Annotated in this window: 15 protein-coding genes; 10 read left to right on the top strand and 5 right to left on the bottom strand. The window is 40.8% G+C overall.

Features of this window, described 5'->3' with window-relative positions:
• Positions 1 to 133 precede the first annotated feature (133 nt).
• Entirely contained in the window at positions 134 to 1,069 is a 936-nt protein-coding gene (locus tag MHH86_RS16845; RefSeq protein ID WP_038571480.1) for a Gfo/Idh/MocA family oxidoreductase, read from the bottom strand.
• A gap of 111 nt (positions 1,070 to 1,180) precedes the next feature.
• Between MHH86_RS16845 and MHH86_RS16840 the strand changes: the two genes are divergently transcribed.
• Positions 1,181 to 2,137, top strand: coding sequence for a WYL domain-containing protein (locus tag MHH86_RS16840; RefSeq protein ID WP_038571476.1), 957 nt, complete (start codon positions 1,181 to 1,183; stop codon positions 2,135 to 2,137).
• Positions 2,138 to 2,299: 162 nt separating this feature from the next.
• On the opposite strand, the gene MHH86_RS16835 is transcribed toward MHH86_RS16840, so the two are convergent.
• On the bottom strand, positions 2,300 to 3,544 hold the full coding sequence (locus MHH86_RS16835) for an MFS transporter (protein ID WP_036687590.1): 1,245 nt from the start codon (positions 3,542 to 3,544) through the stop codon (positions 2,300 to 2,302).
• A 143-nt stretch (positions 3,545 to 3,687) separates the two neighbouring features.
• Between MHH86_RS16835 and MHH86_RS16830 the strand changes: the two genes are divergently transcribed.
• The 4 genes from MHH86_RS16830 to MHH86_RS16815 all read left to right on the top strand — a co-directional run bounded on the left by MHH86_RS16830 (position 3,688) and on the right by MHH86_RS16815 (position 8,128).
• Entirely contained in the window at positions 3,688 to 5,460 is a 1,773-nt protein-coding gene (locus tag MHH86_RS16830; RefSeq protein ID WP_076317300.1) for an ABC transporter substrate-binding protein, read from the top strand.
• A gap of 255 nt (positions 5,461 to 5,715) precedes the next feature.
• Positions 5,716 to 6,639: a ketopantoate reductase family protein gene (locus tag MHH86_RS16825; RefSeq protein ID WP_076317301.1), complete on the top strand. Its 924-nt coding sequence runs from the start codon at positions 5,716 to 5,718 to the stop codon at positions 6,637 to 6,639.
• Between the two features lie 34 nt (positions 6,640 to 6,673).
• Entirely contained in the window at positions 6,674 to 7,087 is a 414-nt protein-coding gene (locus MHH86_RS16820; RefSeq protein WP_038571468.1) for a VOC family protein, read from the top strand.
• A 477-nt stretch (positions 7,088 to 7,564) separates the two neighbouring features.
• Positions 7,565 to 8,128 carry a hypothetical protein gene (locus MHH86_RS16815; RefSeq protein WP_076317303.1) on the top strand — a complete coding sequence of 188 codons (564 nt, stop codon included), beginning with the start codon at positions 7,565 to 7,567 and terminating at the stop codon, positions 8,126 to 8,128.
• Between the two features lie 79 nt (positions 8,129 to 8,207).
• Here the strand turns inward: MHH86_RS16815 and MHH86_RS16810 are convergent, their stop codons facing one another.
• Positions 8,208 to 8,600, bottom strand: coding sequence for a hypothetical protein (locus MHH86_RS16810; protein WP_076317304.1), 393 nt, complete (start codon positions 8,598 to 8,600; stop codon positions 8,208 to 8,210).
• A 185-nt stretch (positions 8,601 to 8,785) separates the two neighbouring features.
• On the opposite strand from MHH86_RS16810, the gene MHH86_RS16805 reads away from it, so the two are divergent.
• A complete protein-coding gene (locus tag MHH86_RS16805; RefSeq protein WP_076317306.1) occupies positions 8,786 to 9,658 on the top strand; it encodes a GNAT family N-acetyltransferase in 873 nt (290 codons plus the stop codon).
• A gap of 119 nt (positions 9,659 to 9,777) precedes the next feature.
• Here the strand turns inward: MHH86_RS16805 and MHH86_RS16800 are convergent, their stop codons facing one another.
• Entirely contained in the window at positions 9,778 to 9,945 is a 168-nt protein-coding gene (locus tag MHH86_RS16800) for a hypothetical protein (protein ID WP_169744777.1), read from the bottom strand.
• Positions 9,946 to 10,165: 220 nt separating this feature from the next.
• Positions 10,166 to 10,624, bottom strand: coding sequence for an Hsp20/alpha crystallin family protein (locus MHH86_RS16795; RefSeq protein ID WP_036687578.1), 459 nt, complete (start codon positions 10,622 to 10,624; stop codon positions 10,166 to 10,168).
• A 114-nt stretch (positions 10,625 to 10,738) separates the two neighbouring features.
• On the opposite strand from MHH86_RS16795, the gene MHH86_RS16790 reads away from it, so the two are divergent.
• From MHH86_RS16790 to MHH86_RS16775, 4 genes are read left to right on the top strand one after another with little or no spacing between them, the layout of a single operon-like run.
• Positions 10,739 to 10,963 carry a spore germination protein gene (locus MHH86_RS16790; protein WP_036687577.1) on the top strand — a complete coding sequence of 75 codons (225 nt, stop codon included), beginning with the start codon at positions 10,739 to 10,741 and terminating at the stop codon, positions 10,961 to 10,963.
• A 13-nt stretch (positions 10,964 to 10,976) separates the two neighbouring features.
• Positions 10,977 to 11,204 (top strand): spore germination protein GerPB, encoded by a 228-nt coding sequence (locus MHH86_RS16785; protein WP_342479364.1) that lies wholly within the window; start codon positions 10,977 to 10,979, stop codon positions 11,202 to 11,204.
• A gap of 42 nt (positions 11,205 to 11,246) precedes the next feature.
• Positions 11,247 to 11,861, top strand: coding sequence for a spore germination protein GerPC (gene gerPC / locus MHH86_RS16780; protein WP_076099081.1), 615 nt, complete (start codon positions 11,247 to 11,249; stop codon positions 11,859 to 11,861).
• Positions 11,839 to 12,015, top strand: coding sequence for a spore gernimation protein GerPD (locus MHH86_RS16775; RefSeq protein WP_111504304.1), 177 nt, complete (start codon positions 11,839 to 11,841; stop codon positions 12,013 to 12,015). Before gerPC ends, MHH86_RS16775 begins: the two co-directional genes overlap by 23 nt.
• The last annotated feature ends 2 nt before the right edge of the window (positions 12,016 to 12,017 follow it).

Genomic DNA, 12,017 nt, shown 5'->3' with positions numbered 1-12,017 from the left:
TCAACATATGAAAAATTCACAATAGAAAAATCAAAACCTATTCCTCACCCTAGCTACAATCCACTAATTCCATAAGTTCTACACCCCCACAAACAAAACCATGAAAAAGGATACCTAACACCAACCTCTATGTTTACACAAGCTTTTTTCCTATTTTTATTGCTAGTTCCATAGCTTGTAGGGCATGGTCTAACTCGATTATGGATGAAGTACCATCCTCTAAGCATTGGAGAGCATGCGTAATACTCTTTTCAAAAGGATTAGCTTGTTCTATCAATAGTTGCTGTTTACCTGCAGAGGTATATTCAATTAATGATCCTTCAACCTTTCCGTTCATGTCGTCACTTTCTTGATAGACAAGCTTTCCTTGTTCAAAATAAGCTTCATACCCTACGGAAAAAGGATAACCAGCTGGCATTTGTGAGGATACAACGATCTCTGCGGAGACATTCGTTTTCTGAAAATGGGTACGTACTAAAGCTTGTTCATTTCGTCCACCATCGGTTCCCCACACAGAGTATTCTTCTAAAGATCCAAGCAGCCAGGTTACAAAATCAAGTTCGTGAATCATCAGATTTGTGGAGATAGAATGAAGTCCGAGATCCCCCCAGAGAGGAGACGTTTCTCTTTTTAAGGTGAAGGCTAAAAGCTTTCCATATTTCTCATTAGAAGTGGTTTCGTATAAATATTTGTACGCAGGATCAAATTTAATAAATTGGTTCACGAGAATTCGTCTGCCATACAATTGTTCTGCTTCCTTCATCGCAAGGGCATCTTCAATGGTAAAGCATACGGGAGTTTCACAGAATACATGTTTTCCATGCTTAAGCGCCTCAACGGCAAACTGTCTATGTAAAGTTACGGGCAGACAGATATCGATCACATCAATTGTGGTATCAAGCATGATATCCTCTATATTTGTGGTAATCTCAACGCCTAACGCTTGTTTTAAATTTTGCAGCTTAGCTTCATTTCTACCATAAACAATAACTTTGTCTACACGCTCATTTTTCGTCAATAATTCTGCATGATAAGCTCCGAACCCTGTTCCTAAAACGGCAATTTTCATATGTTTCAGCTCCCTTTATGTAATGAACTAATCATAACCTCTTATTGTTGACAACATCATGGCAAGAATTTTGAAGTATACTTGATAAAAAAGAAAAGCTCGGAGGTTCCCATGCGCTTGCATCGTTTGATTGCTATTTTATTATTAGTGGAGTCGAGAGGGAAAATGAAGGCCAATGAACTAGCTCAAGCCTTGGAGACTTCTGTACGTTCAATCTATAGAGATATTGATGTACTAGCTGAAGCTGGAATTCCTTTGTTGTCTATGTCGGGGCCGAATGGTGGTATCTCTTTAATGGAGGGATATACAGTTAACCTGAAGCAGTTACATGGTGAAGATGTAATCAATCTATATTTAACAGGTATGGGCATCTATTCTGGGGGACATTCTGAATCTGGTCTTAAGCTGAAGACGACGCTGTTGAAATTAGAAAAAACATTGCCCGCATCCTATCAACCTGACATTCAGAAAGCGCAAAAGCGCTTTTATTTCGATGACACACCATGGTGGACAGAACGAATAGAAATCCCCTGTCTGGAATCTATCCGGACAGCCGTTTGGCGATCTCAGAAACTACAGGTTAAGTACCAAAAGGTTAACGGAGAAGTATCGTGCAGGAAATTACAGCCCTATGGTCTTGTGGTGAAAAAAGAGGAATGGTATCTTATAGCCTACTGTGAAGAAGCTAATCAAATCCGAACGTTTAAATGTGAGCGAATTGTCTCTACGCAGCTTGTGGAAGAAGAGTACTCTATACCTATGGATTTTTCATTAGAAGAGCACTGGAAGCAGCAGGGACAGGTTTTTAAGCAAGCGTGTAAAGAAGAAGAGGTCTATCCTGTTGTGATCAGAGCTGATAAGAGAACAATGTCTTCTTTATCTCAGCTAGAGATCATGGAAATGAGAGAAGAAGGGGATGCATTCATTTTAAAGGTGAATATGTTTGGTTATGAAAGTGCATGTGCTAATGTCTGGTGCATAATGGGTCATTCCGAAATCATGGAGCCCTTAGAGCTAAGGCAATATGTAAAAGGCCAGCTGAGTTTTCTTCAGGGAATATATGATTAACCGTTTTTTCTATGTAAAAGAGACCGTAGCTATTGCATATTCTGCAAAGATACGGTCCCTCTTTTCTGATAAAAGAATTAATTCATATAATTGGTTTACATAATAATGATTATGTTAACCGAGATAAGGATGATCCAATAAACAACGTATTGAATTGGAAAATCATCCTTTTATTGCTCTATTTTTAATACCAAGTGTTAATTTCTCTCTGGCAACAAGTCTTTTGTGCGCTACGAGAAGAAAAGGAAGACCAAAAGCTGTTGTTAAAGCCAACGGCACAAAGATCGCAAGGCCATTCTGAGCGCCATAATGGTCTAACAACACCCCACCGAAGATAGGTGCCATAACACTCCCTAAATTATTAAAGCCAATCGTACCAAAGTACGTCCCTTTCATTTCAGGTTTGGCAATCCGATCGATTAACATATCCATCATCGTAAAGAGTAAGACTTCCCCTATAGTGAACAGAACTACACTGATCATTAGTAGAGCCACACCACCAGCAAGCCCCACTAAGAGAAGACTAAGTGCAACGCAGATATTCCCAAGTATTAAAGGGACAATCGGTGGAAATTTACTTGCCGTACGTACAATGGGATACTGCACTACTAACACGGTTATAGCATTCAGTGAAAGCATATAGGAGAACAATTGCCCCCCATTGGTGAAATGCGTGTTCATCGCTAAATATTGAGCCATTGTTGAGCCGAAGTGACCGTATCCTAACACACAAAAGATTGTACCCAGCAATACTGGCAGGAACACACGGTCTTTTCCTGTGATTGTCAAAGCTTCGAGTAAACGTGGTGCTTGAGCTTGTGTACGGGCGGGCATGCTTGAACGATGTGCCTTAAATTGCATGAATAATACAATTCCGTATGCAACATATACGATTCCGGCGATTAGAAAAGGAAAAGTTGATTCCGCAGAGCCGAGCTGTAGCCCAATGATCGGACCAAATACTACACCAAGATTAATTGCTGCATATCTAAGATTAAAGACAAGCAGCTTGCTCTCGGGTGGTGTAATATCGGACAAAAGTGCCCGTGAAGTAGGCTCGAATACTGATCGACATAAGCCATTTAGGGTGTTTACCAAGAAAAATACCCATAGATGCTGAGCCACTGAGAATCCGAAGAAGACGGCTGCCCAGCCAAATACCGAGATTAACATCACGATTTTGCGGCCAACAATATCAGAAATATAACCGCCATAGAAACTAGCCAATACGCCTGCCAGCGAGCTAACCGCGACCGTAATCCCTGTTTGTGTCGGGGAAGCTCCGAGAACTTGGGTCAGATAGATGGATAAGAATGGGATGCTCATCGAGGTCACCAGACGTCCGAACATAGTGCCGATGATAATTGTCCAGGCTAGAGGGTGAATGTGCCTTAGATGCTGTTTCATAATGATTACGATCTCCTAGTCTTATTGCTCTAATATTGTTGCTGCATATTCATTGTTGATTTATGTATAATTATAATGATAAAAGGGGGAAGGAAAAGTGTAAGAAATACATTGACCGTTTCACCTTTAAAGGAGTGAACCATTTGGACCAGATAAGTAATCATTTTTTATGTTTAGCAGCAAGCGTTACTAGTTCGTTCAAAGTGAATGAACCTGTTCCTGTGACGATAGATTTATTGGCTTCGATCCTAATTTGCACTCCACGCAATGTTAAATTCGTTCTGCGGAAACTGGAAGAGCAGGAATATATTCTATGGCAGCCGGGGAGAGGCAGGGGGCATATCTCTCAACTTACTTTTTTAAAAAGTATTGATGAGGTGTTCGAGGATAGCTTTCAGGAGTTAGTCAGTAAAGGCAAGATAAAAGAAGCTATCGAATTAATGAGCAGCGATCAGGTGACCGGACCCTTAAAGGAACGATTGTTAACGATGTTAAATAAACAGATGGGTTTTCGTAGTGAAGCAGAGTCAACCTCAGGGCTGGACGTCCTGCGGATTACCCGTAACCGGCATAAGGAAGTACTGGACCCTGCTTATGTATACACCGCTTTTGAATCCTATTTGCTGGGTCAGATCTATAGCACACTAGTTACTTATGACGCAACGACCGATGCCTTTCTTCCTGGTTTGGCCCATATGTGGGAAGCTAATGAGGAGCATACAAGTTATATTTTTTACCTCCGCAAGGGGGTACGCTTTCATCACGGAAGAATTATGACCTCGAGAGATGTAAAAGAGACGCTACAACGGCTTATTGACTTGAATAGCCCTGCGGTGAACCTTTATAAGGATATCGAACGAGTAGAGGTTGAAGGAGATCATCGAATCCGGTTTGATCTGTCTCGTCCAAATCTCTTTTTTCTGCATCTGTTTAGTTGCATTCACATGTCCATACTCCCATACGATATAGACATCACTAGTGAAGTGATCGGTACAGGTCCTTACCGTTTAATGGATCTGAATGAGGATGTATTGGTGCTCGCAGCTTTTGATTTTTATTTCGGAATTCGGCCGCTCCTGGATCGTGTTGAGATTTGGTATTTGCCAAAAGAGGCTTCTAATGAACGCCAATACCAGCTGCCAGATCCTGAACATGGAGAACTTTTACCTGATATCATCAGCAATCACAGTATAGATTACCCGGCCTTAGGCTGTAGATATATTCTGTTTAATTTTCATAGAGAGGGAATTCATCAGCAGCTATGGTTTCGTCAAGTGATCCGTATCCTTTACAGTCGAACGGCTTTAATAAAAGAGTTGGGTGGCAATCGTATCACTCCAGCAGATAGCTTTTTGCCATGGGAGAGCAGTAAGAGAGAGCTTGTAGATCCAACTTTGGAACATGCCCGAGCGCTTTTAGCGGAAAATGGGTATCAGGGAGAAGTCATTACTTTAGCAACTAAGGATAAAAAAGAAGAACGAGAAGAAGCGTTATGGCTCCAAACACGCGCTGCCTCCGTTGGTTTGCAAATTAAATTATACTTTTTCAATGAGTTTAAAGCAGATCATATACAGACAACAGCCGAGATCCAGCTTGCTGAAGAGGTTTTAGAAGACGATTGGCAATGGGGAATGATTAACTACTTTAATAATAAATCTAATTATTTATTTTCTTTGCTTAGAGAGGACCAGATTTCATTGTTTTCAAAGGTGTTAGGTCCTTTCACAGAATCTCCAAAGGATGAACGGGTGAAGCTGCTGAATCAAACGGAGGGAATTTTACGAGACAATTATTGGGTGCTGCATGGCTGTCATATGAATAAAAAAGCTCAGCTAAATCAAAGCTTGTTTGGTCTGCACACCGGTTCCTTCGGGTTTTTGGACATCTCCAAGTTATGGATTAAAAATAGGCTTTAAGGTTTTCTTTTGTTATACTTTCCAGGGAGGCTGTATCGATAGAATCGAATGGTGCTCTAGTTGGATCAGATTTATGAATAGTAATTTAATTGTAGCCATGGAGGTGAACTCGTTGGATTTTACTCAGATCCGTATGGACCGAGACAAAAGAACGGTCGATACTTGACTCTTTTTTTGCCATTCGGACCTGTTTAGCGGATAAGCTAAGCGGTCTTTTTATTTGTTTAAAATAAGGTGAAAAAAGGGGAGACTTACATGCGTTTTCTATTCGTGGGTGCAGGAGCTATTGGTGGTTATTTTGGAGGGCGTCTAGTTCAAAAAGGGGAAGATGTAACTTTTCTAGTCCGTTCTACTAAACAAAAGCAGTTAGAAGATGAGGGTCTGGCAATAAAAAGTGTGCATGGTGACTTTCAGACTCCCGTTCGTACGATTACATACGGGGAGAAGGCAGAGCCTTTTGACTGTATTATTATTGCAGTGAAGGCCTATCATTTGCCTCAGGTGATGATGGATCTAACCCCTTTCGTCGGTGAACATACTATGATTCTCCCGCTCCTTAATGGGTATAAACATTTTGGTATTTTGCAGCAGCATTTTGGAGCAGAAAAGGTATTGGGTGGTCTTTGTTATATCGAAACAACGTTAGATTCGAATGGAGCTATCATACAAAGTAGTTCTTTCCATAGTATTGTGTTTGGTGAATGGGCGGGTGGGGAGTCAGAACGGATGCAGAAACTTCTCAGCCATTTGGATAAAGCAGGATTCACTGTGATATTAAGTTCTGATATTCAACGCGAAGTGTGGCAGAAATATATATTCGTAGCTAGTTTAAGCGGGATTACAACTTTAATGGATAGCTCGGTTGGACCTATTTTAGCCTCACCTACAGCTCGTGCTATTTATGAGCAGCTTCTGAATGAGATCGTGAGGATAGCGCAAAGTGCAGGTATGCCTGTTGGACCAGATATGGTGTCGGTCACGATGCAAAAGATGGATTCGGTCCTGCCCGAATTCACCTCCTCTATGCATAGGGATATGCTTAAACATCTGCCAGTGGAAGCTGAGCATCTGCATGGTGCACTTTTGGCGATGGCTGTACCTGGTCAAGTTGCGTATCCCATTCTCGAAACCGCATATGCCCGTTTGAAAGTTTACGAAAGCGTTAATGATATGAGATGATCTCTATAAAATGACTGTAAGGAGCTGGACGATTATGAAGGAACTGAATCAAAAGATAATGACTTTTCTAATGTTCGAAGGGAAGGCTGAAGAAGCTATGAATTTCTATACTTCTTTATTTGATCACTCCGAAATCATCAGTATTAAACGTTATGGAGCAAATGAAGCAGGCCCTGAAGGGAGTGTCATGCAGGCTACTTTTTCATTACATGGACAAGTTTTTATGTGTATAGATAGCTACGTGAAGCATGGATTCACCTTTACTCCAGCGGTATCCTTATATGTGAATTGTGAAAGTGAAGCTGAAATTGACCGCGTTTATGAAGCATTATCCCAGGGTGGACAGGTGCTCATGCCACTAGGTGAATATCCATTCAGTTCGAAATTTGGCTGGGTGGCGGATCAATTTGGCGTGTCTTGGCAATTAAATCTTCTGGGGAATGTGTAAACGATTGATGTGTTGCACAGACAGATAATACGCTGTATCACAAGGGGCCGAGGTCGACTATAAATGACGAACTCGGCCCCTTAGTGTCAGGCAGCGGAAAGGTCTGAGGACTCTTCTGATTTTAACTCACGATTGAAGCCCGCTTATGACTAATGTTGAAATTCTCTCGGCGACTTCTTGTTGATTTATAGTATTATTTCCTGTTACCCATTGATAGACACCCTCATGGATCATTTGTGCGATGATCGGTACATAAAAGCTTTTCACGTTATCTGGGTAGAGATCTCCTAAAGCGCTAGATAAGTGAACCTTCAGCTCATTTATAATCTTCTCTTTCAATTGAGGGACAACCATCCCTATATAACTGCTGCGGCAACTTAAAAACTAAATCTTATTTGATTAGCAAGTCGCTTTAATGGCGGCTTGTTATCTATTTTCGAATACTTGTCTCCCATTAGAGTAAAGGAGGAATGTAGGGTGTCCTTTAATCCATATCAAGTATGTCCAGTGTTTGAAAGTGAAAGGTTCGTATATAGACTGGTTCAAGAATTAGATGCTGCTGATTTATTAGAATGCTATTCAGATGCTGATTCCATTCCGTTGTTCAATAGCGATAACTGTAATAACGATTTTAACTTTCAAACGATAGAAGAGATGAATCGGTGTATTCGATTTTGGCTGGATGAATATGAAGGACATGGTTACATTCGCTTTAGTATCGTAGAGAAGAATAGTGGTAAGGCTGTTGGCACTATTGAATTTTTTGCGAGAAATGAGGGCGTTGAAGGGGTAGGAGTAGTTGGTGTCCTAAGAATCGATCTGATCTCAAGGCTGGAGAATGAAGGTAACCTTAATGAGATCCTCTCTTTGATTGAGAAGGAGTTCTATGATTGTTTTGGGGTTGATGCGATGATTACGAAGGCGATTCCTAGCGCTGAGAAAAGAGTTATAGCACTATTAAATAGTGGTTATGCAAAAATTGAGGGCGATACGCTGGTGTCATTCAACGACTATTATATGATCTCGAGGGTTTCCGGTTAGGAGTCGAATCTAAAAGTACATAACTGAAAAGAGGAAGTGAACCTGAAAGGGTTTACGTCCTCTTTTTGGAAGATTGGACTTAATTACATTGCTGAACAACGGTTGTGCTTTCATTAGTAATCGTGACTTTGGAATGACCTGATAAATATTCGGTATAACCGCACACGGTTTGTTCTTTAGACTGTCCGTTAGATTTGGTGTATCGAAGATATATAGCACCTTCACCATTTAGACTCAATTTTGGTTTGAATTTTTTCTTTTGTCCTGCTTTTATTGGACTTGTATACGATTTCTTTGAATCCGAACGAATTAATCCTACTTCGATAGAGCTAATATCAACATCAGATTGATTATCTACGATGACTGAGAAGCTTTTAAACGGACTCAGAAGATTTGATATCGTCCCTACGCCAAGAACAACTCCACAAGCAATCAGAAATATCGTAATCCCTATAAAAAATCGTTTTCTCATCTTTTGTCCCCCTATATAAGTAAGACAGGGTTTACTTAAAAAATGTTACATCAAGGAGAAGTTATTTATAACAATTAATTACCAAATGTAGCGTGGACATGCATGTTATTATAAATATATTCCATATTAATGATTTGAAAAGGGGTTTTGCATTGACTACTATTCGTCATTTTGAACAAGGTGACATGCCATTACTTGGGGAACTTTATAACTCGGTATCTACAAAGGGGAATGTTGTTTTTTGGTGGGTTGGTAATGAGGAAAATTGGGAAAATGTATATTGCGCTTTCGAGGACGGTAAAATGGTGGCCAAAGGCCAAGTGAGCATCATCAATATTGTGCCGCCCGACCGTTCCAAGGATAGCAGACATTCGATCTACCTGAACTTAAAAACAATACCAGAACGTGAAAGTGATTTTGATTTATTAGAAAAAGTGTATCAGTCACTCTTATTAAGAGCCCTTGAATTAAAAGAAACTTTATCAAAGGATTACAAAACCACTCTTTGTATAGGGAACGATTCGGCAGAGGTCTTGAATACTCAATTTTTCGAAAAAGTGAAGGGCTTCTCTCATTATAATAGCTTATTTAAGATGAAACACAATCTAAGTGATGGTTTGTCCGAACCCACTCTGGCTAAGGAACTTGAATTCGCAACCTGGAATATGGAGACGCCTGAAGAAGACGAGCATTATTTGGAATTAGAAGCTGAGATTTGGCCGGAAACTCCGCTAGGGAAAGAACGGTTAGCTGAATTCAAACAAAATCCGCTCTGGACATCACTTGTTGTTCGAGAAGGGGAGAAGGTTGCGGGTAGCTTAATGGTCTGGCAGGAAGAGAAGGGCGGCTATATCGAAAATGTATTTGTACTTGAACCATGGAGAAGATCCGGAATTGCTAAGTACATGCTTTTTCAAGCATTGAGCTATTTTAGAACCCACGGACTGGAAGAGGCATGCCTGATGGTGCTTACGGAAAATGATTCAGCATTACGGCTATATGAATCAGTGGGATTTATTCTAACAAATGAGGAAAGAAGATATCGGATTGAGCTATAAAAGTTATTGGAGTGAAGGATTACCAAGCAAGTGCGATAGCTTTTTTGTCGAGCCTAGGTTCGAGGTTAAGGTCGCACTTTATTTGGTAACCCTTTCTGTGAATCAACTGCTAAATGCTTTCATGCCTTTTGCTTTCCATCACATTTCTTACATACGTTAAGCTTTTCACCTGAAATGCCTTTCCCGAAGTACAGCAGCTTAATACGTGTGCTGCCACAGATCGGACATGTTCCTCTGGCCCGGGATGGAATGCGCCAAAGTGCTTTGCCGCGTTTGTTTTTAGACATGATTTGACCCCACCTTTACTCTGGATACTCCATCTTATGACCAAGAGGAACTTAAAGTTCGAAGAGCGAAAAGAATAGAAAATGGGATGAAAAAGGTCCAAAAAACACCTTTAAAAAACAGCGTATAACTTAAATTATACGCTGTTTTGATTTTAAGGCGTTTTTTTAGGGGGAATGGGGCACTTGGACGAGTAAAACAGGTGGATTTTAAAGGGATATTTTATAAATAACGGATGTCGATATCTTTGAATCTTCCCGCTGACATTTTAGCCATTCTGAATTGCAGGGAACCTTGCTTATAAGTGCCTCTGCTCTGATCTGGAATGACGGGAACTGGCAGCTGAATAATCTCGCTATGATCTTTTCCTAAACCTGTTAATTTAATTTGTGTGCGATTGATTTGTGCCCATATACTTTCGGGGTGGATTCCGCTCGGAATACGAATTTTGGTAATCAGGTGATTATGAGTGTCGATATGCTCAAAGCTTAAACTTGAGGTTTCGTTCATAAATGAAGAGGAGGTCGCTGCAGTTGCTTCTCGGATGACTTTTTCGACATACCCGTCAATTTGGTTAGGATCCAACTTCCACTGCTCTTCAAGAGCTTTCAAGGATAACTTTTTCTTAAAAAAAGGATCTTCATTCATCCAATCTAAAGGGTTCGTCTTATTGGGACTCATAGCTCTGCGCCTCCTACGGTTTTTATCCATTGTATGGGCGTTTGACTTATTCAGTGACATCTGGGCGAATATCTACATAGAATAGCTTATCATTCCGAAAGGAGGAGTGGTTTGGTGGTTTCAATCATCGGCAATATTAAAATCAATAGCGTAGGCCCCAGCTCCACAGTCTTAGTAGGAAATACGGCATCCGTTATCCTGAGCAGCAACTCTAAAATTTATGCCGGTGCCAACTCCTTCTCCATAGGTGACTCCATAGGTACGAATATAACGAATAATGCGGCCAGCAGTACAAATACGATGGATTCAGATGTGGTGGATCAAGTATCACCTCCTTAAGGGTGGGGTTTAAATGAACATTACGGTATATCAATGCATATCGATCTATAATCTAAAAATCGGTACTATCTCTAATTCCTCGGTTCTTCAGATTGGTACATCGGGACGAATCAATACTTTGTCTCATAATTATGAGACCTCTGGAGCTCCATCATCGCCTCCAACACCTCCAGCGGAAAAAATGGATTCACCCCTTGTGTCCTTACCGCCAGCGGCAGAACTATATGCACAACTGAATTAGGCTCTTTGTCCCCGCATACAATAAACCATAGGAGGGGGTTGTATGCATCCGTATTATGCTCAACAGGTTTTTAATACACTAAGATTGCAAGCGGAGAAGATTCAACAGCTAGAGAAGCAGCTTCGAGATTTGCAAGGCGATGTAGACAGCATAAAGAACAATAAATCTGCAAGTATAGGACCTATTAATTATCATTTTGAACAATTAAAAATCGAAAAGCTGGAAGGCACTTTAAATATAGGCATTACACCGAATGAGGGGAACAATCTGGATGAAGCGATGATCAACGGTAAACCTATTGGAGAGCAGGAGGTAGGTACAACTGCCTTATCGGATCAGATTCGCCCACAGATTCTGAAGTATGTGCAAGAAGAGGTTCCCTCGCAATTTTCACGTTTAGAAAAAGAGAAGAATTTAAGCATTGATGAGCAATATATCCAAATGGTGACTCAGGATCTGCTGAATCAGATGGATGGACGGATTAACGAGTATGTAAGCCAACTCCCTGCCACAGAAGAAGGGCGTGGATACACTGATGAGGAATGCGCTTCTATTGTAGAGCAAATGAAACGAGATATCGTTATGGCAGTAGAGCGGCATTTGGAAATAAATATAACCGGAAGGCGGGAGACGAATGAAGATAACGGTGATCAATAGAGATATTAGTGTCAATGCAGTGAAAGTCGTTTCGATATCGGGTTCATCAGTATTTTTAGTAGGGGATACTCAATCCATTCATTGCTCCTCGGCGTTTGACAGCGTAATAGAATATACTCAGAGCGCTCCAGATCAAGTCAAAAAAGGCAGTTAACC

This window comes from Paenibacillus sp. FSL F4-0097 (assembly GCF_038593125.1).
GTDB classification, from domain to species: Bacteria; Bacillota; Bacilli; order Paenibacillales; family Paenibacillaceae; genus Paenibacillus_AQ; species Paenibacillus_AQ odorifer.
The sequence above is the reverse complement of the archived record's forward strand: the minus strand, read 5'-3'. Positions and strand labels throughout refer to the sequence as shown.

Excerpts from the sequence above, each read along its gene's own strand:
- MHH86_RS16845 (WP_038571480.1), bottom strand. The coding sequence starts at position 1,069 with ATGAAAATTGCCGTTTTAGGAACAGGGTTCGGAGCTTATCATGCAGAA.
- MHH86_RS16840 (WP_038571476.1), top strand. The coding sequence starts at position 1,181 with ATGCGCTTGCATCGTTTGATTGCTATTTTATTATTAGTGGAGTCGAGA.
- MHH86_RS16835 (WP_036687590.1), bottom strand. The coding sequence starts at position 3,544 with ATGAAACAGCATCTAAGGCACATTCACCCTCTAGCCTGGACAATTATC.
- MHH86_RS16825 (WP_076317301.1), top strand. The coding sequence starts at position 5,716 with ATGCGTTTTCTATTCGTGGGTGCAGGAGCTATTGGTGGTTATTTTGGA.
- MHH86_RS16820 (WP_038571468.1), top strand. The coding sequence starts at position 6,674 with ATGAAGGAACTGAATCAAAAGATAATGACTTTTCTAATGTTCGAAGGG.
- MHH86_RS16810 (WP_076317304.1), bottom strand. The coding sequence starts at position 8,600 with ATGAGAAAACGATTTTTTATAGGGATTACGATATTTCTGATTGCTTGT.
- MHH86_RS16805 (WP_076317306.1), top strand. The coding sequence starts at position 8,786 with ATGCCATTACTTGGGGAACTTTATAACTCGGTATCTACAAAGGGGAAT.
- MHH86_RS16800 (WP_169744777.1), bottom strand. The coding sequence starts at position 9,945 with ATGTCTAAAAACAAACGCGGCAAAGCACTTTGGCGCATTCCATCCCGG.
- MHH86_RS16795 (WP_036687578.1), bottom strand. The coding sequence starts at position 10,624 with ATGAGTCCCAATAAGACGAACCCTTTAGATTGGATGAATGAAGATCCT.
- MHH86_RS16785 (WP_342479364.1), top strand. The coding sequence starts at position 10,977 with ATGAACATTACGGTATATCAATGCATATCGATCTATAATCTAAAAATC.
- gerPC (WP_076099081.1), top strand. The coding sequence starts at position 11,247 with ATGCATCCGTATTATGCTCAACAGGTTTTTAATACACTAAGATTGCAA.
- MHH86_RS16775 (WP_111504304.1), top strand. The coding sequence starts at position 11,839 with ATGAAGATAACGGTGATCAATAGAGATATTAGTGTCAATGCAGTGAAA.